Genomic DNA, 24,726 nt, shown 5'->3' on the forward strand with positions numbered 1-24,726 from the left:
TACCATAACCAGCTTTTCACAATCACCTAAAGTGATTTATGATTCATTCAGTTCTGATAAATACGACCATCGTTCGATTAAATATTCCAATTGTTCATTTAGACTTGCTTCTTTTTCCGCTAATTGATGAGCCTTTTCAAAATCACTGCCAACCACAGATAATTCTTCAGAAACCTTCAACAATTCAGCTTCAACCTCAGAAATCTTATCATCCATTTCTTCCCATTCTTTTTGTTCTTTATAGGTCATTTTCTTTTTCTTTTTCTCAGGTTGCTGTCTCTGCACTTCGACTTTTGGCTTCACTTCTTTTTTGGCAAGCTCTGATTCCAAATAATCTGAATAAGTGCCAAAGTAGGAAGTTACGACACCTTCCCCCTCAAAGACTAGTAATTGATCAACCACTTTATCTAAAAAATATCGATCATGAGAAACGGTAATGACAACCCCGGGAAAATCATCTAAATAATCCTCTAGGACCGTTAAGGTTTGAGTATCCAGGTCATTTGTAGGTTCGTCCAAAATCAAAACATTAGGCTCTTCCATTAATTTCTTTAATAAGTAAAGGCGACGTTTTTCACCGCCCGATAATTTTCGAATAGGCGTTCCATGTGTATTCATTGGAAAAAGGAAACGCTCTAACATTTGAGCAGCTGAAATGTACTTACCGTCAGTGGTATGAATCATTTGAGCGGTTTCCTTTAAATACTCAATCATTCGTTTATTTTCATCCATATCATCATTCTCTTGGGTATAATAGGCGATTTTAACGGTTTGACCGGTGATAATCTCACCTTTATCGGGTAGAATTCTGCCTGCCAATAAATTTAACAAGGTCGACTTTCCGGTGCCATTACGACCAATGATGCCAATCCTGTCTCCAGGTTTCATTAAATAATCAAAATCAGTAAGGATTACTTTATTTTCAAAGTTTTTACTGACACTCTTTAGTTCAAAAACCTGTTTTCCAAGCCGACTTCCACTTAAGGCAATATCAAGCTTGTCTGTGGATTTCTGTGTAGAAAGCTTGTCGTCTAAAGTTTCAAATCTTTGAATTCTTGCCTTCTGCTTCGTTGTTCTAGCCTTCGCACCCCTTCTCATCCATTCAAGCTCGTTACGATATAAATTGCGCAATTTTTCAAAGGAGGCTGACTCGTTTTCTTCACGAATGGCTTTGGCTTCTAAAAAAGAAGCATAATTTCCTTTATAGCTATATAAATTTCCGCCATCTAATTCAAAAATTCTGTTCGTCACTCGATCCAAAAAATATCGGTCGTGAGTAACTAATAAAATTGCGCCACTATATCGGCTTAAATAATCCTCTAACCATTTTACGGAATCAAAATCAAGATGGTTGGTTGGCTCATCTAATATTAACAAGTCAGGGGAATCGATTAATACTTCAGCAAGGGCAACTCGCTTTTTCTGGCCACCTGAAAGTTCTGATATTTTTTGTTGATAATTTTCTATCCCTAATTTATTGAGAATAGCCTTCGCATTAGCACTAGCATCCCAAGCATTTAATGTATCCATTTCCTTTTGAAGTGAAAATAATCGATCTTGAACTTGATTGTTATTAGGGTCGACATTTAGTTGTTCTAGCGCTGCTTCATATTGACGTACGATTTTAAAAGTTGGTGAATCTCCCTTAAAAACCTGTTCTAATACAGTCAAATTTCCGTCTAGTTCAGGTTGCTGTGATAAATAGGAAACAGTGTAATCTTTGCCGGCTACAATTTCCCCTTCGTCTGCGAGATCAATACCTGCAACAATTTTTAATAGTGACGACTTACCCGTTCCATTAACCCCAATAAGACCAACTCGCTCTTTTTCCGTTATTGTAAAGGAGATCCCATCAAATAGTTTTTTCTCTCCATATGTTTTTGACACATTTTCAATTGAAATCATTTTCAAGCTAAACCATTCCATTCCTGATAAAATTGTGTTAAAAATTGTTCCATATAGCGGTGCCGGTCCTCTGCGATCAGTTTTGCCGTTTCTGTATTTAATAAGTCTTTTAATAATAAAAGTTTTTCATAAAAATGGTGGATACTAGAAGATTTACCGTGACGATATTCTTCGACAGTCATCTTTTCTCTTATTTTGAATGAAGGATTATATATTGGGTTTCCCTTTTTCCCTCCATAAGCAAACGCTCTCGTTATTCCTATTGCCCCTATAGCATCAAGCCTGTCTGCGTCTTGAACGATTTTAGCTTCCCAGGAAGGGAGATTTTTTTTCTCACCACCGCGAAATGATATAGAATGAATAACTTCTAAAATCTTAAGATTAGATTCAGATTCAAGTTCGATTTTGTTTAAAAAATCTTGCAGCCGTTTCTGGCCAGACTCTATGGTTTCATTTAACTTTTCATCCGGTATATCATGTAAAAGGGCCGCCATCTCAATGATAAACAAGTCACCCTCATGTTCTTTACTCGCTATGTATAAAGCATTTTTTCGAACCCGATCCACATGAAACCAATCGTGACCTGTTGAATCATCGCCCATAACACTTTTAACGAAATTTTCTGTTTCATTAATAATTTGTTGTCTTGTCACCAAACTCCCTCACCTTCTAACATTTTTATTTTATCATAACCTATCTAAATAATGGCGGTGTGAGAAAAGCAGAGCTAAAACTATTTTCAATTGGCCAGTAAAATCCGGTTCTCAATTGTTAGATAACATATTCTCTTCAGCGTCGCTGGCGCCCCATTTCCATAAAAAAAAGTGCCCAACGGACACTTTTAGCGATTATACCAACTGATACCTAATGTATTTTCTCCGGCGTGAACGCCAATTACAGCACTTAATGGGCATAAAATAAACTCTATTTGTGAAAATTGTTCCTCCAAGTCCTTTTTCCATCTCAACGCCTCTTCCGGATTTAATCCATATAAAATGTAAGCTTCCTTTATTGGAGATTTTTCATTAGCCTTTTGTAGTAATCCAATTATTCTCTCTTTTGCTTTCTTTTCACTTCTTACTTTTTCTTTTGTCTCCAGTTTACCGTCCTCGATGCTAATGATTGGTTTTACGTTTAACATGCTCCCCAAAAAGAATTGGACTCCATTCATTCGCCCGCTGCGATGCAATTGTTCCAAGCTTCCAATTAAGACATAGGTTTCATTTTTACTGGTCTGCTCTTCAAGAAAGTTGATAACGCTTTCAATTTCATCACCTTCTTGAAGTCTTTCAATACCCATTTTGATTAAAGCTGTTAAAGGATAGGTTAATATTTTCGAATCGATTGTTACTACAGGAACGTCAACCAACTGGGCCGCTTGCTGGCTGGAAGAAACGGTTCCACTTAATTTAGAAGAAATAAGAACGGAAATAATCATATCATATTTTTTCCCCAATTCCTCATAGAGCTTTTGAAATTCGCCAACTGAAGGTTGAGAAGTTTTCGGTGGAGTACTTAATGTTTTTAATCTTGTATATAACTCTTGTGGGGTTAAATCAATACCATCTAAATATTCTTTTTCGTCCAAAATAATCATCATTGGTATGGTATAAACATCTGGATTATTTTGTATCTCCTCATCAATAAATGCTGTACTGTCAGTTACCCAAGCAATTTTTTTCGTCAACTTTTATCCCCCTTAATAATTAGTAGTAGATACTAGTAGTTAATTATAACTCTTACTATCATATTATGAGTTATAAGACTATATTAGGCAATAACAAAAAACAGACCAGAGATATTGCCTCTGGTCTGTTTTTTGTTAGCCTTAAAATAATCCTAAAGCATTCCCGTTTTCGTCAACGTCCATATTAAGCGCAGCAGGTTTTTTAGGCAAGCCTGGCATTGTCATAACATCACCTGTTAAGGCAACGATAAAGCCGGCACCAATTGAAGGCTTAAATTCACGAATGGTAACGGTAAAGTCGGATGGTCTACCAAGCTTTGTCGGATCATCGGATAATGAATATTGGGTTTTCGCCATACAAACTGGAAGATTTGACCAACCATAGCTATCAAAATCCTGTAGTTGCTTTTTCGCTTTCGATGAAAATTCTACATCTCTTCCACCATAAACTTTTTGGACAATCGTTCTGACTTTATCTGCAATGGAGTCCGTTAGGTCATATAAAGGTTCGAAGTTATTTTCTTGTGTTTCGATTGCCTCAACAATTTTATTAGCAAGTTCTACTCCACCTTCTCCACCCTTTTCCCACACCTCAGTTAGGGCAACAGATATACTTTGTTCCTTGCAAAAGTCTAATAATGCTTGAACCTCAGCTTCCGTGTCAGTGACAAATCGGTTAATCGCCACAACTGCAGGTAAGCCAAAACTTTGAATTGTTTCAACATGTTTTTTAAGGTTTGCAAAACCATCCTTAAGCGCTTGAACATTTTCGTTTACTAATTCTGTTTTTAACATACCACCATGCATTTTAAGAGCTCGAATGGTAGCGACAATGACAACTGCTTCAGGTTTAAAACCAGCACTTCTTGATTTAATATGCAGAAACTTCTCTGCACCTAAATCAGCACCAAATCCAGCTTCAGTGACAACAAAATCAGCAAGTTTAGATGCTGTTGTGGTCGCAATGACGCTGTTACAACCATGGGCAATATTTGCAAATGGTCCGCCATGAATAAGAGCTGGAGTACCTTCAATGGTTTGAACAAGGTTTGGTTTAACGGCTTCTTTTAACAGAAGAGTTAAAGCTCCTTCTATTCCTAAATCTCCTGCGGTAACAGGTTGCTTTTGATAGTTATATGCAACAACCATTTTAGCAAGGCGTTTCTTTAAATCTTGTAGATCAGTAGCCAAGCATAATACAGCCATGATTTCTGAAGCTACTGTAATATCAAATCCATCTTCTCGTGGAACACCTTGAGTCGGTCCACCAAGACCGATGATAACCTTTCTAAGAGCGCGATCATTAAGGTCAACTGCCCGTTTCCAAACAATTCGACGTTGGTCAATTTGCAATTCATTTCCTTGTTGCAGGTGATTATCGATAAAAGCTGCAAGTGCATTGTTTGCTGTAGTAATGGCATGAAGATCACCAGTAAAATGTAGGTTGATATCTTCCATTGGAAGGACTTGTGCGTAGCCTCCCCCAGTTGCACCACCTTTTACTCCCATCGTGGGTCCTAATGATGGTTCACGCATAGCAATCATTGCTTTTTTTCCGATGCGATTAAAAGCATCTCCCAACCCAACCGTAACGGTGGATTTACCTTCTCCCGCTGCAGTTGGATTAATAGCTGTGACGAGAATTACTTTTCCACTTTGTTTTGTTTGAATTTTATTAAGTGCTTCAGTGGAAAGCTTTGCCTTGTACTTGCCGTAGAGCTCAAGATCATCTTCCGACAAACCCAGTTTGGAAGCGATTTCAAGAATAGGTTTCATTGTTGCTTCTTGAGCAATTTCAATATCCGATTTATACTTGATCTTTTCCATGTAATCCCCCTACCATTTATCCATAATAGTTCAACCCACTCTATTTTAACATTCTCACTGTTATTGGGAAAATGTTTTTCTTTGATTAATTATCATTTAATCAGGCTAAAACTATAAAAAAGAAAGGGATGTGACATAAATTGGACACAATTATTGCTTTGCATCGAAATTACTCCGGAGACATCATTAGTTTCCAAACATCTTCAGGGAGGATTATTTCTTATCGAAAAGCTTTAATGGAGGTAGAGAATGGTATTATTGATGGAGTTACTATTGACTCTAACTCAGTAGGTGAAAGAGTTTTATCTCCTATGACGGAGGAGTCGTTTGACCATTACCCTCAAATTTATTAGGCCGATTTTCGTGTAAATTCTCACAAATAAATGCCAACGAGACAAAATGTTATACGGGATAAAAACTAATACGAAGAGCAACATTCTATTCGAAAATGGCCATTATGAAAGGATCAGACTAAAAGTCTGATCCTTCTTCGTTACCTTTTTGAATTTCCCTCAATCTTTCGACACGCTCTTGGTTTTCTTCGAAAAATTGTATCAAATCACCAATCCTGTCAATTGCATCCCAACTTAAATGATGTTCGATTCCCTCAACATCAACATATATGTTTTCCTCTTTCACACCAATTATTTGCATAAATTGCTCTAATAAATCGTGTCGAAACACAAGTCTTTTTCCAATTTTCTTTCCTTTTGGGGTTAACATTAACCCCCGATACTTTTCATAAACCAAGTATTCATCCTTGTCTAACTTCTGTACCATTTTTGTTACAGAGGAAGGGTGAACCGAAAGTGATTCAGCAATATCCGAAACTCTCGCATAGCCCTTTTCTTCAATCAATATATATATTTGCTCGATATAATCTTCCATACTTGGTGTTGGCATTAATGGACCCCCTGTACACTCAATCAAACTAAATTTTACTATAGAAGGGAAAGCAGGACAAGGGAATTGGTTATTTTTGCGTGATTTCTAACTGGTTGCTATGGGATGATTGGCTAAATACGAAAACAACCCTTTGCTGTTCCGGATTCCAGGTCAGTTTGGCGCTGAACGTTTTCTCCCTACTGGTAAAGCCATCAATTTGTTCTGTTATCCCATTAGCGAGAATGGCTTTTACATGCTTTTGCGTTATCGATTTTCCTAATATCTTTTTCGAGATCGTAAAGTTACAATGGGTAGCATTATAATTAGAGCAGCCGTAGAAACTTCCCTTATCCACTACTTTACCATCACATTTTTTACATTTTCCTAATTGAGTTGCCCCCTTACTGCCTTTAAACTTTCTAGGTTCAAATTCCTCCTGTATTTGGGAAGAAAACTCCCATAAATGCATAGACTGGCAGGTGCTTTCAATTAAATGCTGGACCATTTTCTTGGTTTGTTCCATGAACTGACCAGGAGATGCCGTTCCTTCTGAAATTTCATGGAGTCTTTGTTCCCACTTAGCCGTCATTTCAGGTGATGCAAGTATTTGCTCACCAACTGCAGCAATGAGAACCTTTGCTTTGGCTGTAGCATAGACGAGATTTTTTTGCACCAGAATATACTTGCGATCCTTTAACATGGTGATAATCCCCGCACGAGTGGCTTCTGTTCCTAGACCCTCTGTTTTTAGTAAAACTTTTTCCAATTCCTTATCATCGAGATGCTTTCCTGCCGTTTTCATCACATTGATTAATTGACCTTCCGTATATCTTTTTGGCGGTTGTGTTTTGCTTTCTTTCACCTTCACTTTATCAACTCGACCTTGTTCTCCTTTTTCGAGATTCGGCAGCAAGGTATCCTTTTCTTTTTCGAATGTAGGTATCACTTTCTTCCAGCCTTCTTGAAGCTGTACCTTCCCTTTTGAAATAAAGGTAGCTCTCCCGTCTACAAGGGTCGTTACCGTTGTATATTCCACAATCGATTTTTCATAATGCGCCGCTATTAAACTCCTAACAATTAGGTCGTATAATTGTTTTTCTTCAGCAGAAAGCTTATTTAAATTCGGAATCTGCTCAGTTGGAATGATCGCATAGTGGTCAGTGACTTTTTTCTCATTTACATAGCGACTGTTATTTTGAATGGATGGAATTGGAAGTGGAAATAAATCCTGATATTCTTGGAGTTGACTGAATTTTTGTAAAATGCCTGGAAATGTTTTGGCCTCCCCAGGTGTAACAAATCGCGAATCTGAACGCGGATATGAAATATTTCCTTTTTGATAAAGCTTTTGTAAAGTGTCAAGCGTATTTTTCGGTGACATTTTAAATCGTTTGTTTGCCTCAGTTTGCAAGGCTGATAGGTTGTATAAATAGGGGGGCAAATATTCCTTCTTTTCAGCTTGGACATCGGAAATCTCCGCTGCTTTTTTTTCACAAAAGGCGGCAATTTTTTCTGCCAGTTCTTTTGTTTCGATTCTGGAATGACCGTCCTTTTCCCATTTTCCTGTATATTTATTTTTGCCAAAAATAAAGCTGGCTTCAACTTCCCAAAAAGGTTCAGATATGAAATTTTCGATTTCAAGCTCCCGCTTCACGATTAGTGCCAATGTAGGTGTTTGGACTCTTCCAACGCTAAAAGCATCGGAAAACCCTTTCTGCTGTAAAAGTAAACTGTATAATCTTGAAGCATTCATTCCTACTAACCAATCAGCACAAGCTCTCGTATAGGCTTCAAAATATAGGTTTTTCGTATCTAGTTCGGATAATAGATTTTTGAAGCCCTCCCTAATTGAATTGGCAGTTAGGGAGGAAATCCAAAGACGCTTCATTGGTTTATTGGATTTCGATAAACGTAGTATGTTTCGTACAATCAGTTCTCCTTCTCGCCCGGCGTCTCCCGCGTGGATGATTTCTGTTACGGAAGCGTGATGGACCAGTTTTTGAATGATATCAAATTGCTTTTTCTTACTCTTGACCACCTCATATTGATAGTGTTCCGGGGAAATTGGCAATGTTTGTAATGACCATTTTTTAAAAGAGGCATCATACTTTTCAGGTGCAGCAAGCTCACAAAGATGGCCAATCGCCCAGGTAACAAAAGCGCCATTGGGGAAAATTTCATTAGGCAGCACTTCAATATAGCCGTTTTGCTTTTTGTTTTTAAACACAGAAGCTAATGTTGAGCCTTGGTCAGGTTTTTCTGCAATGATTAACTTCATCTGAATCGCCTTCATTCTATCATTATTTGATTCAGTTTTATTTTAGGCTTATTCATGGATTTCGTAAAGCTAGAGTTTCTATATAAGATGAGCACTTCGAACGATAAAGGCTACAACAAAGGTAACGGCAAAAGCAATCAATGTTGGTATTAAAAATGCCAGGAATGTCCATTTCGGGCTTTTTGTTTCTTTATAAATATTCAGTAGAGTCGTGCCACATGGATAATGTAAAAGTGAAAATAACATCATATTAAGCGCTGTAAGCCATGTCCAGCCGTGATTAATGAAAATTTGCTTAATACCGCTAATCCCATCGACATCGATTAGAGCTCCGGTAGATAAGTAGCCCATTAAAAGCACTGGCAATACAATTTCATTGGCAGGCAGACCAACCAAAAAAGCCATTAAAATATATCCATCTAGACCAATCGCTTTGCCTAAGGGATCAAGAAATTCGACAATATAGAGGAGAATACTAGAATCTCCTATCGTGATATTGGCTAAAACCCACGTTAGGATTGCTGCCGGTGCGGCTACTTTAATGGCACGCATTAACACCGACAATGATTTCGTTAAGGATTCTCTGACAACCGTTTCAAAAATCTTAGGTTTACGATAGGGAGGAAGTTCTAAAGTATAGTGAGTAGGTACTCCTTTTAATAAGGTTTTGGATAGCCCCCATGAAACAGCAAACGTAACGATAATTCCAAATACAACTATGCCGACAATCACAGTTGTTGAGATGAGTGATTTCATACCTCCTGTAAAGCCCGATGCCATAAACAATGATGAAAGGATAATCAGTGTTCCCCACCGGCCGTTACATGGTACAAAATTATTCGTCAAGATGGCTAGCATTCGCTCCCTTGGGGACTCGATAATTCTAGTGGACATGATGGCAGCCGCATTACAGCCGAACCCCATTGCCATCGTAAGAGATTGTTTGCCATGTGCGCCTACTGATTTGAATAACCGGTCAAGATTAAAGGCAACCCTTGGCAGATACCCATAATTCTCTAATAAAGCAAATGTCGGAAAAAATATCGCCATAGGTGGCAACATAACCGCAATAACCCATGTTGTTCCACGATATAATCCTAAAACTATGATTCCATGAAGCCATTGAGGAGCATGTAAGAATTGAAACATCTTGGTTAGTTGTTCTTCCAAAAAGACAAAGAAATCTGCAAGAAGACCTGATGGAATATTTGCTCCGGCAATTGTAATGTAGAAGATGAGTCCTAAAATACTAAGCATAATTGGAAATCCGATAATGGGTGAGGTAAAGATATTATCTAACTTTTCGGTCAGCCGGTCTTGTTTTGATTTAGAATAAATAACCCCCGATTTTATGATTTGGTTGCTTTCCATAAACAGTTTTTCAACAATCCTGTCGCGTAGATCAGTAGAGCTTAATTGTTTTGCTTCATCTAGCAGACTATGAAACTCATCTACTTGGTGCAATTGATTACCCATATTATTTAGACCCCCATATGAAAATACTTTTCTTCTATCGCCTTAATTAAACTACTATCCCCGTCAAGCATTCTCAATGCCAGCCATCTTAGTGGCAATCCATCTCCGAATATTTTTGTTAATTTCTTTTCTAGATAGAGAATATTTTGCTCGGTTTCCGAATCGTATTGGATTTGGGTTGGCTTACACTCAATTTTTCCTGTCATGAGTCGGTCAATTGTATCTTGCAAAAACGATATCCCCGTTTTGTTACGTGCTGAGATTTTAATGACCGGAACTCCTAAACGTCTCATTAATTTTTTTTCATTGATGTTAATCCCGTTCTTTTCAGCTTCATCAATCAGGTTCAAACAAATGACAACGTTTTTTGTCACCTCTAACACCTGAAGAGCCAGGTTTAAATTTCGTTCTAACGCAGTTGAGTCGACAACGACAATCGTCACATCGGGTTGCTCAAATAAAATATAATCCCTTGCCACTTGCTCATCTAAAGAATTGGAAAAAAGCGAATAGCTTCCAGGTAGATCAATCATTTTATAGGAATTTCCTTTGTATTCAAATAAGCCTTCTTTTAGATCGACCGTTTTACCTGCCCAGTTGCCAGTATGTTGCTTTAGACCCGTTAAGGCATTAAAGAGAGTGCTTTTACCTGTATTAGGATTGCCTACTAAAGCCAAACGAAATGATTTTTTGGTCATCTTTCAATCAACTCCCCTTCAATTTTTTGACTCTCTTCCTTTCTTAAAGCAATTAAGGTTTGACTAACCCTGAAAGCGATTGGATCTCCTAATGGACTTTTTCTAACTACCTCTACAATCGCTCCTGGGACAAAGCCCAAATCAAACAGTCTTCTTCTCATTACACCTTCTACTAAAACCTTTGTTACCTTAATCAATTGCCCCTTTTTCCCTTGGGCTAAAAGAACAACATTTGATTCATCCATGATTATTTCCTCCATCTCAATATGTTTCCTTCAACCAACTTTTCTTTATAATATGAATTTATTCATAAGATGTCAAAATTATTTATAAAAAATTACTACGTTCAAGATAAAGGGTGTTTTGAGCACCCGTTGATTGGAGGAAGCGGAAATCAACAGTTTAATTAACACAGCAAAAAAAATAAAAACTACCCTTTTAATAAGAGCAGTTTTCAATCAATTTTTATTGAAATGGACTTAGTTTTGAATTTTTTTGAACATACCAATTTTCTTTTGATACAATGTTAGAAATAGTAAGAATTAGTGAAGGAATCCGTTCTACATCAAAAATAAACAAACCCATTTTTTCTGTAAAAATACTAAATGCACTTCCGTGAGGAATTTTGCGCAAGTCCTTGCCTAATTGGATAAGAAGATGAACAATTTCATTTCGCTCGGATTGTTCTAAATTAATATGTGGGGAAAATCTCAATATCCAACTCTCTCCATTAATCGAAAACCGATACATATCCTCACCCTTTTATTCAGATTATTAATAAATATGTAACTAGTTAGCTGTTATGATTAGAATAATAGTGGTTGCATGATAGTTACATGTGAAAATTTTCTAAAAATTTGATATCTATTCTTGACTGTTTATGCCATTCGTTGTATAGTAAAACCATCATTTTTACTATATTTTTCAAATTATAGTTAAAATGATAATATTTATCTAAAGCACCAAAGGGTGTTTTGAAAGGCTTAGGAGGAAGAGTAATGCAAAATGGTAAAGTAAAATGGTTTAACAATGAAAAAGGCTTTGGATTTATCGAAGTTGAAGGCGGAGACGATGTATTCGTTCACTTCACTGCAATCACTGGCGAAGGCTTCAAATCATTAGAAGAAGGTCAAGAAGTTTCTTTCGAAATCGTAGAAGGAAATCGTGGACCTCAAGCTGCTAACGTAGTAAAGCTTTAATTTTTTAAACCAAAAACTTTCAGGCTGGCAAATATTTGCCAGCCTTTTACTATTTATTTCACCAGTTGTTGCCCATATTTCTTAATTTCTTCTCCAACTGTACACTGGGTGATACAAAATCGGTGAGCATATCTACGCCCTTTTTCTATCTTTAACTGTTTGTGTAGAAAACAACCTTTGCAATATTGTTTTTGAACTTTGTCTAAACTTGCCAATATTTGTTGTTTATTCAATCCCTTCACACCCTTTAACCCCTATATAATTTGCATTTTGCTATTAATTTTTTTTCCTTCTAATGCTTGGCTAGCTAATTTATCCGCTTCTTTATTTTCGTTTCTCGGGATTGGTGTATATCTTGGTTCAATTCCAAGACTCCTTAACTTTTCCTCAATTCGATCAAGCCATCGATTGAAGTCTTCTTCATAACATGGCCATTCCCCTTCTAGCTGTTTTAAGACAACTTGCGAATCTCCTTTAAATTCACAAATCATATGATTCACACCTAATTCGTCTAACATGTTAACGGCAAAATAAAAGGCGGCATATTCTGCCTCGTTATTGGAATTAATATTGGAGAATTGTTCATTTGCCCGCAACCGATATTTCTTTTTTCCTTCTTTGTAATAGATTACTACCCCTAGACCCGCTTCCTTAAGTGACTCGCTATAGCCTCCATCAAAGAAAACGGTAATATCATGCGGCTCTTCTTCAACCTCAGCGGTCAATTTTTTCATTTCTTTTAATGTCCATGATGTGCCTAATTCGTCATAGAAAAATAGCTCAGCAGCCTTCCCTGACTTTTCAATTTCTTCCCCTAATTCAATTACCTCTTCTCCATCCACCCACTCAGAATGAAATATGACAGGAGCTTTGCCTTTTCGTTTGTAGCTCCACTCAATTTTGTATTTCATCGTAAATCAACCTTTCTCCTTGAAAGATTTAACCTTGTATAAACATTCATTTATTCCTTTATTTTATCCGAATATGGTAAACTTACCATTAGTGTATGTAAAAACCGAGGTGATTAGTTATTGATTGAAGTATATATTGATGGTGCCAGCGCCGGAAATCCCGGGCCAAGTGGTGCTGGAATTTTTATCAAAGTTCACGGGGCCGTTGAACGTTTTTCACTTCCACTAGGTATTATGTCAAATCACGAGGCAGAATACCATGCGTTAATAAAGGCATTGGAAATCTGTATCGAAAATAACTATAAGGTCGTTTCGTTTCGTACAGACTCTGAGCTGGTAAACCGGGCAATCGAAAAAGAATTTGCCAAAAACAAAATCTATAAACCACTATTAGACCGTGCACTAGAGCTAACGAAGCAACTGGACTTATTTTTCATGAAATGGATCCCAAGCAGCGAAAATAAATCCGCCGATGAATTAGCTCGATTGGCAATTAGAAAAAATGGGGAGCAGGATACATCACGATGAAAAAAACAGCTTTTGCCGATCTTAGTTTATTATTTATTTCCTTTGTCTGGGGGACAACCTTTGTTCTTGTTCAAAATGCGATTGCTACTTTAGAGCCTTTTGCTTTTAATGGATTTCGCTTTTTGATCGCCTTTTTGATTCTTTTTCTTGCCTTAGTAATCTTTCAAAGGCAGCAGTTGCAATTTTTATCAAAAAAGATTATTTTATCAGGATTTATCCTAGGCTTTTGGCTATTTCTTGGCTATGCAACCCAAACGCTAGGACTTTTATATACGACCTCATCCAAGGCTGGTTTCATCACTGGACTTAGCGTCGTTCTTGTACCGCTTTTTTCATTTTTACTACTAAGGCAAAAACCAAGTTTTGGTGCCATTATTGGTGTTTGTATTGCTACGATTGGATTATTTTTACTAACAATGACCGATATATCTGCCTTAAATATTGGTGATTTTTATGTTTTAATATGTGCAGTTGGTTTTGCGATGCAGATTATTTTCACAGGTAAATATAGTGCAAAATTTCCAACCCTCTTGCTTACAGCGATTCAGATATTGACTGTTTCTGTCCTTTCGATCATCAGTTCACTCATTTTTGAAGATTTTAGAGGTATGCTAAGCGTAAGCGTCTTTTCAAACTCATCCGTTCTTGTTGCCTTGGTGGTAACCTCAGTTTTTGCTACTGCGCTTGCCTTTTTTGTGCAAACCAGTGTCCAGAAATTTACGACGCCTACAAGGGTAGCACTAATCTTCGCAATGGAGCCTGTATTCGCAGCCATCGCTGGTTACTATTGGGCAGATGAAAGACTTTCTTATAGTGCAATCGCAGGCTGTTTGTTCATTTTTATAGGGATGGTTTTGGCAGAACTCCCTATTGATAAACTAGCCCGGTTTCGAAAAAAGTTCATGACCAAACAACAAATAAACTAGGGACCATTTTACATAGTCCCTAGTGAAATTAATTCTTTTTCTTTTATATATTGAATCGCTTCTGCCCTTGATGTTACTTTTTGATGCGATAATGTTTCCAACAGTGATATATAAAAACTTCCGTCAAAGCATTTCTGTGCCTTTAGTGTCATTTCTATTGCTGCAATGATTACTTCGTCAGGCGCATTGGTAAAATGCTTCCCGAAATAAATAAAGCCAATCGCATCCTCCTGTAAATGGAAACCTTTAGCTTTTATTTTCAGTAAAAATTCTTCCAGTTCATTAAATGACTTCCCCATTTTTTCTACCTCGGACATTTTTTCTTTAGAGTAAGTCCTTTAATTTTAATCGAAGTTTCGACAATTTTCTATCTTTTTTTGTTAACGCGTAGCCAATTGATCCTGTAATTATTCCAAATATTGCCCCACCAATTACTTCTTCCGGCTCATGCCCTAACATTTCCTTTAGTTTTTCAGGAGATTTTTCCTCAAATTTGACAGGACGTTCTTCATTGATTTTATCAACTAATTCATCAATGTTATTTACTTTTAAGGTTAAATGACCTGTTTGCCTTCTTACCCCTTGGGCATCATACATAACAATTAGGCCATAAACAAGAGAAAGGGCAAAATCAATCGTTGGAATTCCTCTTGATAAGGCAACAAAGGTAGTCAGAGACGACACACCGGCCGAGTGTGAGCTAGGCATTCCACCTGTTTGAAAAATTACTTCCGGTCGCCATTCTTTCTTTTTCAAGTAATGAATTGGAATTTTTGCAGCTTGAGCCAAACCAATGCTTGCTAAGGCAATAAAGACACCCTTATTCATATTTCTTCACCCCTCTTCAAATAGTTTGAGGATAAAGGCTTTTCTTTATTCTAAGTGGGTAAACTAGGAAAGGAGGTGAAAGTTTATGCCAAAACAAGGTCGTGGAACGAAAGCGCCTGGGGTCAATCCACAAGGGTATGGGCAAGATGCTGAGTTTGCCGAAGAACCAAAAAGTAAATTAGAAAATGCAGCGAAAAAGAAAAATACAAAATAACATCCAAAAGGGGTTACACAAAAGTGTGTAACCCCCGAAACTAGGCATATTCTTTCTCAAATTCTAAGAAACGATGAATTCCCTTTAGTTCTACTTCCTCAAGCATATTCATCACCTTCGCTCGATTAAAGGCGAATATGGCCTCATCACTAGAACAACTTACTGGCACATCACATTTTATTTCCGCAAGTTTACGGCTTAAATGAAGCATCTCTAGACTTTGTTCAATTTTACTACGATGTGATTTTGAAAGACCTTCAAGATTTCCTAAGATTCCATCAATACTTTCATATTGTTGTAAAAGCTTTAGGGCCGTTTTTTCACCAATTCCTTTCACACCGGGATAGTTATCACTTGGGTCACCCATTAATCCTTTTAGATCAATCATTTGTCGAGGCATAATGCCTTTTTCTTCATAAAAGCTATTTGGTGTATGAACTAAATAATTACCGAAACCTTTTTTTAACAAGATAACCGAAATATTGTCATCTAATAATTGTAAAATATCTTGGTCACCTGTTAAAATTGAAACCTTCATATTCTCTTTTAGACTATTAGCAACTGTTCCAATACAATCATCTGCTTCATAACCTTCCAAACCAATATTCGGAATATCAAATGAAGCTACAACTTCTTTTACTAAATCAAATTGAGGAATCAGCTCTAATGGCGCCTCTCCTCTATTTCCTTTATACTCTGTGTATAGCTCACTTCGGAACGTCTTACTTCCCATATCCCAGCAGATAGCTAAATGAGAAGGACGAAAAGATGACACAGCCGTTAACATATGCTTTAAAAATCCGGAAATACCATTAGTCGGGATCCCTTTTGAATTAATCATATATTGTCCTGTAATGGCTGTTGCATAAAAAGCTCTAAATAATAAGGCCATTCCATCAACTAACATAATATGGGGAGTATTTTGGCTTTCATTCACAGTTTGTTCCTCCATTTCTTTAGCATTGTTTCATTATAACATGGGAAGATAATAGCTTTCGAACGAATATCTTTCCAATTTATTAATCCCTTTCAATCGGAGTGTCCGAATAGGATACCCAATCACTATAACTGCCGATGTAAAGCTTTATATTTTTATAGCCAAGCTCATCTAAAATCAGATAATTTGGTGTTGCTGTTACTCCTGACCCGCAGTAAACAATTATTTGAGCATCTTGATTAATATCAAGAAAACGCTTCTTCTGGTCGTCTAGTGATTTAAAAAGACCATTTTCAAAGCCCTCACTCCAAAATTTATTCAATGCCCCCGGAATGCGACCAGCAATTTTATCGATTGGCTCCTCTAACCCTTGATAACGTCGCATTTCTCGAGAATCAATTAATATTGCTTGTTTCGTGCCTTCCACAGCAGCTTTTACCTCTTGATATGAAGCCAGTATTGTTGAGTTTAGATTCATCTCATAAGAGCCTTTTTCCCAATGTGGAATGACTCTATCAACCGGATATCCAGCATCACACCATTTAGCATATCCGCCATCGAGAACATAAACCTCCTGATGGCCCAAATATTTCAAGACCCACCATAAACGAGCTGCGTAAGCCCCTTCACCATTATCATAAGACACTACAGTCGTTTGATTAGAGATTCCTGCATTTTCTAGAAATAATTTTAATTCCTCGAGATTTGGCAGTGGATGGCGGCCCCCATGGACCATTACTTTTCCAGACAAATTTTCCTCTAAATCGCAAAAAATAGCTCCTGGAATATGAGACAGTTGATAGGCTTCTTTCCCTGCCTTGTGATTTGCTAAAGAAAAACGACAATCCAATAGAACAAGGTTAGGCTCACCTAACCTTGATTTTAATCCATCAATACTGATGATGTTTTTCAAGTACTTCCCCCCTATGCTAACTTGAGTAACCTTCAATTTTCGTTAATACATTTGATAATTCTTCGCCCTGACCTGTATTTTCCAAAGAGGAAAGATATCTTTTATAAAAAGCATCAACTTCATTTATTGCCGTTTCAATTTTATCGGTAAATTCCTCCCGTAATAGCTGCCCGTAAAGGTCCTGAAGCCGTTCACCTTCTAATTGCAAATAAATTTCAGCCGGCTGCTGAAGTACTTCATATAGTTCATCACTCATTTTTTTCTTTTCATTTTTTTCGAAAAAAGCTTTTGGGCTTTTAAAGTGAACCAATACTCTTTGAAGTATGTCCCGATTTATTTGATCAAAGGCATTTTGAAACTCTAAATGACGGTTATGCTCAAAATCTTTTAACGAAAGTGAAATAGCAGGATTTGTTTCTTTTAATCCATTCGAAAGAGTTTGATGATAATCTGTTAATTGCTTTCGAAGAAAAGCATCCATTCTTAAAGAAGTAGCACGTAATTCTTGGGAGAAATCATAACCAAAGCTTAATAAAAATTCGTCCATAGCAGCTTGTAAGGCTTTTTTTAGATTTCTCCCATCATCCTTTAATACTGATGGATTAAAGGATTCTTTAAAAAAATCGCCAAAACGTAGAAAGACTCTTTGATTTATATAAAAAAGTAATTCTTTCAATTCTTGTAAAACCTTCATTTCCAAATAACTACTGGATTGATCCATGAGGTATTTTCTTAACTTCTTATGTTCAATGTTTAACTGGTTTTTTCGTTCCAAACGAACTGAATCGTCTAAATGAGACGCTTCAATTAATACATTTATTTCACTAATGATTCGTTCGATATCCCGCTCGGCTGAAGCAAGCGATGTTTGCAGTAAATCATTCGCAATAAACTGGTAAAATGCTCCTTCAAAGTCATTCATACCTGAAGGGGAATGATTTTCTCCTGCAAGTTTCATTCTCAACGCCAGTAAGCTCGAAAGGCCATATAAATGTGGTTGACGAATCCCATATTGTAGTAATTGCTGTTCCACATACGATTTTACCGTCTGCAATTCCTCATCACTATTGGCTAAGTCGCATGCATTTATAATAAAAAACATTTTGTCAAGTTCAAACGACTCTTTTACGCGCCCTAACTGAATTAAAAATTCGCGATCTGCCTTTGAAAAAGCATGGTTATAGTAGGTAACAAATAGGATGGCATCGGAATTTTTAATATAATCAAAAGCAACCCCAGTATGACGAGCATTGATTGAATCAGCCCCAGGTGTATCCACTAACGTTATACCTTTTCTCGTTAATTCACAGTCATAATATAATTCAATCCATTCGACAAAACAGGATTTTGTTTCGTTCGCTACAAAGTCACGGAAATCATTTATATCGGTCTGAATAATCTCCCCTAATGAATGAGAAACGTTCGAATAGCCTAATCGAAAAGCATTTAAAAAGCTAAAATGGATTTTTTCATTACCGATAAAGTTATCAGATTGGTTGATGATTTTTTCGATTTGACTTAAGGCTCCCTGAAATTCTGTTGCCTCCAAATCAAATACTTTTAATGATCGACCCACTTCTGCAAGTAATTGATCAACATCCTTCAATTTCACTCTGACAGTTCCATGCTGGTATTGTTCGTTAATTGGCAAAATCTTGTTAATCGCCGCCGTTGTTGGGTTTGGAGAAACAGGTAAAATATCGGCACCCATTAATGCATTAGCAAACGATGATTTCCCGGCACTGAACGCACCAAATAATGCCACCGTAAAGCCTTGGTTTTCAATTCGAGAAGCTTTTTCCATCAATTCCTTAGCCCTGTGCTCAAATCCATGGATAGGTGTTAATTCTCTTGCCGTTTTTTTCAAATGATCAATGATATGTTTTTTATTTATCGTCCCCAATGGAGATGATTTAAAGGTTTCAACTTGACTAGAATCGTAACTGTTTTCCGGTTTCACCATCAATTTTTGACTTTCTCGAACAATTTCAACCTCTTCCTCGCTTGCGGTAAACAAGGTCTGTTTAAAGTGCAATTCCTTTATTTCTCCTGCCAAAATATTAGCGACAGCCTTACTTTCTCCATCTTGATTTGTCGCTAAGTGGGATAAGGTTTGTTTCGCAGTCAAATACGGACTTATATGATCTAACTCATCTTGAAGCTTTTTTCTTTGCTCTTTTAAACCAATAACAATAGCTTGATGAAATTTTTCAGCAATCCCATTTATTTCTTTTCGTGCGGCTCTTGTGATATCTAGGACAACATCATTCGTATAATTCAATAAATATTCTCCGGATAAAACCGCTCCAGATTTAACATTTCCAACAAGCAATTCAGTTGAAAAGGGCGTTTGGTAACTTTGTGAAATTTGCAAGCATTCTGGATCTTGGATATTCATTTCCTTTACTACTTTTTGGAAGTAACCACGAAGATGCCAATCTATTTGTGTTGATATTTTTTCTTGTAAATCTTCAAAAAATTGCTTTAAGCGATTTTCCCGTTCTGTTTCCGTTTTTTGTTTTGAAAATAATAGTCCTACCTTAAACCCTTTTTGATTGGCTTCTAAAAAGCTTTTGGCCAATTCTCTAGTTTGAAAAGGCATTAAGTAGGCATTTTTTAATATTTTTTCCGTTTCTTGGGTAATTTCAGTTTCATAAGCTAATAAAGATTCATCAATGGACTGAATCTGATTGGATAACTCTCCACCGCTTTCTTCAAGCATTTCTAACTCATTTTTTGGTAAACGGTCTAGAAGTTCATAAGCCTGTTCCTTTTTGTCAGCATTCTGCTCTTCAAGCCATAGCAAATGTTCGTTTGCTAGTTGTTTTAAGGAAATGGTTAATGATTCCTGTAAAAGCTCTTCGCTTTCTGCAAAACGTTGAGTAATGAATGTTTGTAAAGCTTCATATTGGTTTTCCGGATGAGTAGGTACTTTTAGACTAGTATAAAAAATTCCTTTTGGTTTAACTCCCCAAGAAGCAAAGGAATCCTCAACCGATTTTTGAAATGCATGAAACGATAACTCTTCGTTTCGATGTTTATCAATTTGATTAATTACTAAATAAATCTCTTTCCCTGCAATCGTCAAATCCTTGGTAAATAGGAAATTTACCTCTGACTGGACATGATTGTAGTCCATCACATAAAAAATCAAATCAGCCAAATGTAAGGCAGATTCGCTAGCAATCCGGTGAGCATCGTCGGTTGAATCAATACCGGGAGTATCTAAAATCACAATTCCCTTTGGCAAGTTGGAATCTGAATGGCTAATTTCTACCCATTCAATTTGATCGCCATCCTTACAATAATTCTTTACTTGCTCATAATCATATGGAGGCAAATACATTCGCGGTATTTCCTTTTTAAAATATACCTTGGCATATTCTTCTCCCGTTTTTACTTTTACCAAATTGGCACTTGTCGGAATTGGACTTGACGGTAATAAATTCTCACCGATAAGTCGATTAATCATCGTTGATTTCCCTGCAGAAAAATGACCGCAAAAAGCGATCGAATACTCTTGATTCCTGGTTTTTTCGGCAAGTTGTCCCAGTTTTTTCTCAAGATTTAGATTATTTTGTTTATGTACATAACTGTATAAACTACTAATAATATCCTGTAGTTCTGATTGGTCTAGTTGTTTTGTTTTTTGAATCATTTCTTTTACCCCTTAATTAACTTCATAATGGTATTATTTTATACGATAAATTTTAATTTTGATACCATTTTGATTCATTTCTGTGAATAAAAAGGCTGTGTTAAATTAGACTGTTGATTTCCGCTGCAGGCACTCGCTTTCCGCGGGGCGTCCGGTGAGCCTCCTCATCGCTTCGCTCCTACGGGGTCTCACCCTGGACGCTATTTCCCGCAGGAGTCGAGTGCCTTCCGCTCCAATCAACAGGTGCCTAAAACAACATTTATCTTGAAACACAGCCAATATAAAAAGACCAGTCCGTAGAATGACTGGTCTATGTAATAATGGCAATTATTTTGTTGGACGAAGAACATGTTTCATAATGTATTTTGTCATGTATCCATATATTAATAAGGTTCCCGATACAAATGCGATTGTCATTTAAGGCACCCCTTTACAATAAGTATTGAGAATAATTTTCAATCTCATGATAAATTTTAACATGGACGATAATGATTTTCAATACCAATCATAAACGTTTCACAAATGATTCATATTTTTGGTACGAAACGATGCAGTTGACCAAGTGAGTCCTGATAAGTGGTCAATGTGTTTAGCGCCTTTTCCTCTTCAGGAATTCGGATTGATAACACCCAGAGATTCAATAAGGAAAAAATAATGGCTGTGAAATATGCTTGAAATAATAAAGGGATTATTAAGAATTCAATCATGACAATTACATAATTAGGGTGTTTCAGATACTTATATGGGCCTTTTACCACAACATTTGCTCCAGGTACAACAATGATTTTTGTGTTCCAATATTTACCAAGTGAAACAAGTGCCCATACACGACCTGCTTGTGTAAGCAAAAATACGGCTAATAAATATGGCCATATCGGTGATATTTTTTTATTTAAAATGACTACTTCGATAAAATAAATTATAAAAAACAATGAATGAATCATCACTATAATTCGATAATGGTTTTCTCCAAACTCTCTGCCACCTTGTTTTTTCATCCATCGCTCGTTATGCTTAGCAAGAATTAATTCTGAGATTCTTTGCAGAATCATAATTATCAAGAATAAAAAGAACCCCAACATCTTATTCCCACCTCACCAATAATAATTCCGAACTAAAACCTGGTCCTAGTGCACAAATGATACCTAAATCCCCTTTTGAAAGATCCTTTTGCATAAATTGATCTAAGACATAAAAGATAGTGGCTGAAGACATATTGCCAAATTCCTTAAGAACCTGTAATGAGTGATTCAACTTGGTTCCTTCTATATTTAAAGCTTTTTTATACGCCTCCAATACCTTCATTCCACCTGGGTGGGCAATATAATGCTGTATATCTTCGACGGTCAGCTGATTGATTGACAAGAATTTTGCCATATTAGGTTTTAACCAGCTTTCAATAATTGACGGTATGCTTTTTGAGAAAACCACATATAACCCCTCATCTTTTATTTCCCAACCCATCACATCTAAGGAATCCATTTTTAAAGTGGAAAGGGTGTCAATGATTTTAGGCAATGTGGCCTTTTTTGATAAATGATTTAATGGAACCTCATCGCCCACCATTAGCACGCATGCAACCCCATCTGCAAACAACGATGTTCCTATTAAATTGCTTTTTGAGAGATCACTTTTTTGAAAGGTTAAACTACATAATTCAATCGATAAAATTAACACCTTCGCATTTGGAAAAGCCAAGCAGTATTCATATCCCCGGGACAGCCCAGATGCACCACCGGCACAGCCAAGACCCCATATGGGGATTCTTTTGGTGTGAGGTGAGAATGGAAGTATATTCATAATTCTTGCCTCAATACTAGGTGTTGCAATGCCACTGCTTGAAATCATGAAAATGGCATCAATTTCATCAAATTCCACTTGTTGCTGAAGATAATAATTAGAGGTAAGACAACTTTCAATTGCCTTTTTTCCTAAATCGGTTGCCTCTTTTATGTATAGATTGTTTTTTTCACTAAAACTATGATTTTCTCTAAACCAGTCCAATCCCTTTACAAAATGCCGTTTTTCAATTTGACCATTTTGAAAGGCAGGTAAAATTCTTTCAATATCTTTAAAGGATTCCGAAAATAGTTCTCTTGCAAATTCGGTTGTCTCAGCTTGGGAAATCTGATACGGGGGAATATTTTTTGCTACAGATACAATTTTAGGCATAAATTTTTCTCCTTAAGGTTCTTTGCTATCATCCCAATTATTCCCAAAAAATGATAAAAATAAATAAAAAAAACTCCCTTTTTTAAAAAGGGAGTTTGCTCTAAGAGCAAAACGTTTTGAAGGTTGTTGTTGTGCATTTTTATTATACTTCGAAAACCCTCTTTGTTCACCCTCCAAAATTCACCAGTTCTTAAAACCCATGGATAGTCATTCCGCCATCAACAAATAAAGTTTGTCCAGTAATATAATTTGCAGCATCAGAAGCTAAGAAAATGGCGGGACCGACTAATTCGGGTAGTTCACCGATTCGCTTTAACGGTGTAACAGCAAGAATTTCATTCACATACTGTTCGTTACTTAATAATTTTTCTGTTAGCGGTGTTTTAAAATACCATGGACCGATTGCATTGACTCCAATCCCATATTGTCCCCATTCCATCGCAAGGACCTTTGTCATTTGAATAAGTCCAGCCTTCGTTGCGGCATAGACTACACCTGTCCTTAAGGCTACATGCCCCGCAACAGAGGTAATATTGATGATTTTCCCACCATTTCCATGTTCCTTCATAATTTTACCAACTTCTTGGGAAACGATAAAAGCAGATTTCAAGTTAGTATCCATAATGGTTTGCCACTCATCATCTGTAACGTTTAGGGCTTGTGATCGTATGTTCATTCCAGCATTATTAATCAGAATATCAATTTTCCCCCACTTTTCAACAACCTTACGAATCTAGCTATGTACTTCATCCCGTTTTGTCACATCTGTAGGCAAAATGAATGTACGTCGACCAGTCGCTTCAACAAGCTTCGCGGTCTCAATTAAATCATTTTCTGTCCGAGACATTAACACAATGTCGGCACCGGCTTCAGCTAGTCCAATTGCTAAAGCCCGTCCGATTCCCCTTCCCGCTCCTGTAACGACTGCAATTTTTTGATCTAAACGAAATGAAGGCATCATCTCTTATCCACCCCAGCTAAATTTTTATTCATTTTAACATAGATTTAAATGAAGATGCTAAAAATTTCCTTATTAGAAATCATGATTTTCCTTTGGTTCTTGTTTTTGTACCTCAATCCAAATTTTGATCGAAGCTAAATCACCACATATTTTACAATTTTCTAATTTACCATATATTAGACGGCACTTTTCACAATAATACTTCTCCATTAATCCCATTCTCCCTTCTAATAAGAAAACTTTATGAAATATTTTATTGCGTTATGTTAGTGTGGTGACAGCTTTTTCACTATTTTGCATTAGCAGTTTTTTCTAGATTCCTTTTTTAAAATTATTTTAGACTTTCACACTTTGTTCACATTTTAAAAATCTTCGATGTGATTAAAATCACTGATATATAAACTTTACACTTTATAAATAGTGTTAATGTAACAATTGAACATTTTGTGAACTCAATAAAAACATATTTTCCTTTTCCAAATGTTTTGTATGATGTAAGTGTAGATATCAGTCATTATTATCCAACTACAATATAAAGGGGTGTTCAAGAATGGCGAAAGCGGAACTAAACACTAAAAAGAAAATTAAAGTAAAGGACGCGGAAGGTAATTTAACCGGAACTTTGGCTTCAGTTTTCTTATTAGGCTTCTTCATCATCGTCACATGGGTAGGCGTCTGGCTATTATTTCTAGATCGGTTTTAATTCAATAAGGGGGAGAATGC

24 protein-coding genes and 1 pseudogene are annotated in these 24,726 nt (G+C 36.6%); 6 read left to right on the top strand and 19 right to left on the bottom strand.

Translation table 11 applies throughout. The features are described from left to right. Window positions 1-36 precede the first annotated feature (36 nt). The 4 genes from ACX9YW_RS02250 to ACX9YW_RS02265 all read right to left on the bottom strand — a co-directional run bounded on the left by ACX9YW_RS02250 (window position 37) and on the right by ACX9YW_RS02265 (window position 5,419). The gene (locus ACX9YW_RS02250; RefSeq protein WP_460341066.1) at window positions 37-1,911 is read right to left on the bottom strand and encodes an ABC-F family ATP-binding cassette domain-containing protein; all 1,875 of its coding nucleotides are present in this window, start codon (window positions 1,909-1,911) and stop codon (window positions 37-39) included. Further along, window positions 1,908-2,507, bottom strand: a complete 600-nt coding sequence (locus tag ACX9YW_RS02255) for an HD domain-containing protein (RefSeq protein ID WP_460341291.1) — start codon at window positions 2,505-2,507, stop codon at window positions 1,908-1,910. Before ACX9YW_RS02255 ends, ACX9YW_RS02250 begins: the two co-directional genes overlap by 4 nt. 239 nt (window positions 2,508-2,746) lie before the next feature. Beyond that, window positions 2,747-3,592, bottom strand: a complete 846-nt coding sequence (locus tag ACX9YW_RS02260; RefSeq protein WP_460341069.1) for a DegV family protein — start codon at window positions 3,590-3,592, stop codon at window positions 2,747-2,749. 141 nt (window positions 3,593-3,733) lie between these two features. Then, window positions 3,734-5,419, bottom strand: coding sequence for a formate--tetrahydrofolate ligase (locus ACX9YW_RS02265; protein ID WP_460341072.1), 1,686 nt, complete (start codon window positions 5,417-5,419; stop codon window positions 3,734-3,736). Between the two features lie 140 nt (window positions 5,420-5,559). Between ACX9YW_RS02265 and ACX9YW_RS02270 the strand changes: the two genes are divergently transcribed. Further along, a complete protein-coding gene (locus ACX9YW_RS02270; protein ID WP_460341074.1) occupies window positions 5,560-5,772 on the top strand; it encodes a DUF3892 domain-containing protein in 213 nt (70 codons plus the stop codon). Window positions 5,773-5,890: 118 nt separating this feature from the next. Here ACX9YW_RS02270 and mntR read toward each other — a convergent pair whose 3' ends face one another. The 5 genes from mntR to ACX9YW_RS02295 form a co-directional block, all read right to left on the bottom strand. Beyond that, window positions 5,891-6,322: a transcriptional regulator MntR gene (mntR, locus tag ACX9YW_RS02275; protein ID WP_460341075.1), complete on the bottom strand. Its 432-nt coding sequence runs from the start codon at window positions 6,320-6,322 to the stop codon at window positions 5,891-5,893. A gap of 70 nt (window positions 6,323-6,392) precedes the next feature. After that, on the bottom strand, window positions 6,393-8,582 hold the full coding sequence (locus tag ACX9YW_RS02280) for a DNA topoisomerase III (protein WP_460341078.1): 2,190 nt from the start codon (window positions 8,580-8,582) through the stop codon (window positions 6,393-6,395). 78 nt (window positions 8,583-8,660) lie between these two features. Beyond that, a complete protein-coding gene (locus ACX9YW_RS02285) occupies window positions 8,661-10,058 on the bottom strand; it encodes a nucleoside recognition domain-containing protein (protein ID WP_460341081.1) in 1,398 nt (465 codons plus the stop codon). 5 nt (window positions 10,059-10,063) lie between these two features. After that, window positions 10,064-10,756, bottom strand: coding sequence for a FeoB small GTPase domain-containing protein (locus tag ACX9YW_RS02290; protein WP_460341084.1), 693 nt, complete (start codon window positions 10,754-10,756; stop codon window positions 10,064-10,066). Next, the gene (locus tag ACX9YW_RS02295) at window positions 10,753-11,001 is read right to left on the bottom strand and encodes a FeoA family protein (protein ID WP_460341087.1); all 249 of its coding nucleotides are present in this window, start codon (window positions 10,999-11,001) and stop codon (window positions 10,753-10,755) included. The genes ACX9YW_RS02290 and ACX9YW_RS02295 overlap by 4 nt, the downstream gene beginning before the upstream one ends. A 753-nt stretch (window positions 11,002-11,754) precedes the next feature. Here ACX9YW_RS02295 and cspD point away from each other — a divergent pair. Further along, window positions 11,755-11,955, top strand: coding sequence for a cold-shock protein CspD (cspD, locus tag ACX9YW_RS02300; protein WP_053476725.1), 201 nt, complete (start codon window positions 11,755-11,757; stop codon window positions 11,953-11,955). 53 nt (window positions 11,956-12,008) lie between these two features. Here the strand turns inward: cspD and ACX9YW_RS02305 are convergent, their stop codons facing one another. After that, window positions 12,009-12,197 carry a zinc-finger domain-containing protein gene (locus tag ACX9YW_RS02305; RefSeq protein WP_460341091.1) on the bottom strand — a complete coding sequence of 63 codons (189 nt, stop codon included), beginning with the start codon at window positions 12,195-12,197 and terminating at the stop codon, window positions 12,009-12,011. A gap of 12 nt (window positions 12,198-12,209) precedes the next feature. Further along, window positions 12,210-12,866: a ribonuclease H family protein gene (locus ACX9YW_RS02310; protein ID WP_460341093.1), complete on the bottom strand. Its 657-nt coding sequence runs from the start codon at window positions 12,864-12,866 to the stop codon at window positions 12,210-12,212. Window positions 12,867-12,986: 120 nt separating this feature from the next. On the opposite strand from ACX9YW_RS02310, the gene ACX9YW_RS02315 reads away from it, so the two are divergent. After that, window positions 12,987-13,394 carry a reverse transcriptase-like protein gene (locus ACX9YW_RS02315; RefSeq protein ID WP_460341096.1) on the top strand — a complete coding sequence of 136 codons (408 nt, stop codon included), beginning with the start codon at window positions 12,987-12,989 and terminating at the stop codon, window positions 13,392-13,394. Then, the gene (locus ACX9YW_RS02320) at window positions 13,391-14,320 is read left to right on the top strand and encodes a DMT family transporter (RefSeq protein ID WP_460341099.1); all 930 of its coding nucleotides are present in this window, start codon (window positions 13,391-13,393) and stop codon (window positions 14,318-14,320) included. Before ACX9YW_RS02315 ends, ACX9YW_RS02320 begins: the two co-directional genes overlap by 4 nt. 8 nt (window positions 14,321-14,328) lie before the next feature. Here ACX9YW_RS02320 and ACX9YW_RS02325 read toward each other — a convergent pair whose 3' ends face one another. Together ACX9YW_RS02325 and ACX9YW_RS02330 are read right to left on the bottom strand one after the other, a co-directional pair. After that, the gene (locus ACX9YW_RS02325; protein WP_460341102.1) at window positions 14,329-14,619 is read right to left on the bottom strand and encodes a DUF6123 family protein; all 291 of its coding nucleotides are present in this window, start codon (window positions 14,617-14,619) and stop codon (window positions 14,329-14,331) included. A 25-nt stretch (window positions 14,620-14,644) separates the two neighbouring features. Then, window positions 14,645-15,148 carry a divergent PAP2 family protein gene (locus tag ACX9YW_RS02330; protein ID WP_460341105.1) on the bottom strand — a complete coding sequence of 168 codons (504 nt, stop codon included), beginning with the start codon at window positions 15,146-15,148 and terminating at the stop codon, window positions 14,645-14,647. 85 nt (window positions 15,149-15,233) lie between these two features. Here ACX9YW_RS02330 and sspL point away from each other — a divergent pair, with 85 nt between their 5' ends. Then, window positions 15,234-15,362, top strand: coding sequence for a small, acid-soluble spore protein L (gene sspL, locus ACX9YW_RS02335; RefSeq protein WP_460341107.1), 129 nt, complete (start codon window positions 15,234-15,236; stop codon window positions 15,360-15,362). A 40-nt stretch (window positions 15,363-15,402) separates the two neighbouring features. Here sspL and ACX9YW_RS02340 read toward each other — a convergent pair whose 3' ends face one another. The 6 genes and pseudogenes from ACX9YW_RS02340 to ACX9YW_RS02365 all read right to left on the bottom strand — a co-directional run bounded on the left by ACX9YW_RS02340 (window position 15,403) and on the right by ACX9YW_RS02365 (window position 24,003). Then, window positions 15,403-16,269, bottom strand: a complete 867-nt coding sequence (locus tag ACX9YW_RS02340) for a 5'-3' exonuclease (RefSeq protein ID WP_460341294.1) — start codon at window positions 16,267-16,269, stop codon at window positions 15,403-15,405. A gap of 112 nt (window positions 16,270-16,381) precedes the next feature. After that, entirely contained in the window at window positions 16,382-17,212 is an 831-nt protein-coding gene (locus tag ACX9YW_RS02345) for a sulfurtransferase (RefSeq protein ID WP_460341109.1), read from the bottom strand. 16 nt (window positions 17,213-17,228) lie between these two features. Beyond that, window positions 17,229-20,870: a dynamin family protein gene (locus tag ACX9YW_RS02350; protein WP_460341112.1), complete on the bottom strand. Its 3,642-nt coding sequence runs from the start codon at window positions 20,868-20,870 to the stop codon at window positions 17,229-17,231. Between the two features lie 527 nt (window positions 20,871-21,397). Beyond that, window positions 21,398-21,952 carry an isoprenylcysteine carboxyl methyltransferase family protein gene (locus ACX9YW_RS02355; protein ID WP_460341115.1) on the bottom strand — a complete coding sequence of 185 codons (555 nt, stop codon included), beginning with the start codon at window positions 21,950-21,952 and terminating at the stop codon, window positions 21,398-21,400. A 1-nt stretch (window position 21,953) separates the two neighbouring features. After that, the gene (locus ACX9YW_RS02360; protein WP_460341118.1) at window positions 21,954-23,042 is read right to left on the bottom strand and encodes a type III polyketide synthase; all 1,089 of its coding nucleotides are present in this window, start codon (window positions 23,040-23,042) and stop codon (window positions 21,954-21,956) included. 190 nt (window positions 23,043-23,232) lie between these two features. Beyond that, window positions 23,233-24,003: pseudogene (locus tag ACX9YW_RS02365) on the bottom strand (SDR family NAD(P)-dependent oxidoreductase). A 550-nt stretch (window positions 24,004-24,553) separates the two neighbouring features. Here ACX9YW_RS02365 and ACX9YW_RS02370 point away from each other — a divergent pair. After that, on the top strand, window positions 24,554-24,706 hold the full coding sequence (locus ACX9YW_RS02370) for a cytochrome c oxidase subunit 2A (protein ID WP_460341121.1): 153 nt from the start codon (window positions 24,554-24,556) through the stop codon (window positions 24,704-24,706). Window positions 24,707-24,726 lie beyond the last annotated feature (20 nt).

It is taken from the genome of Pseudoneobacillus rhizolycopersici, assembly GCF_054786815.1.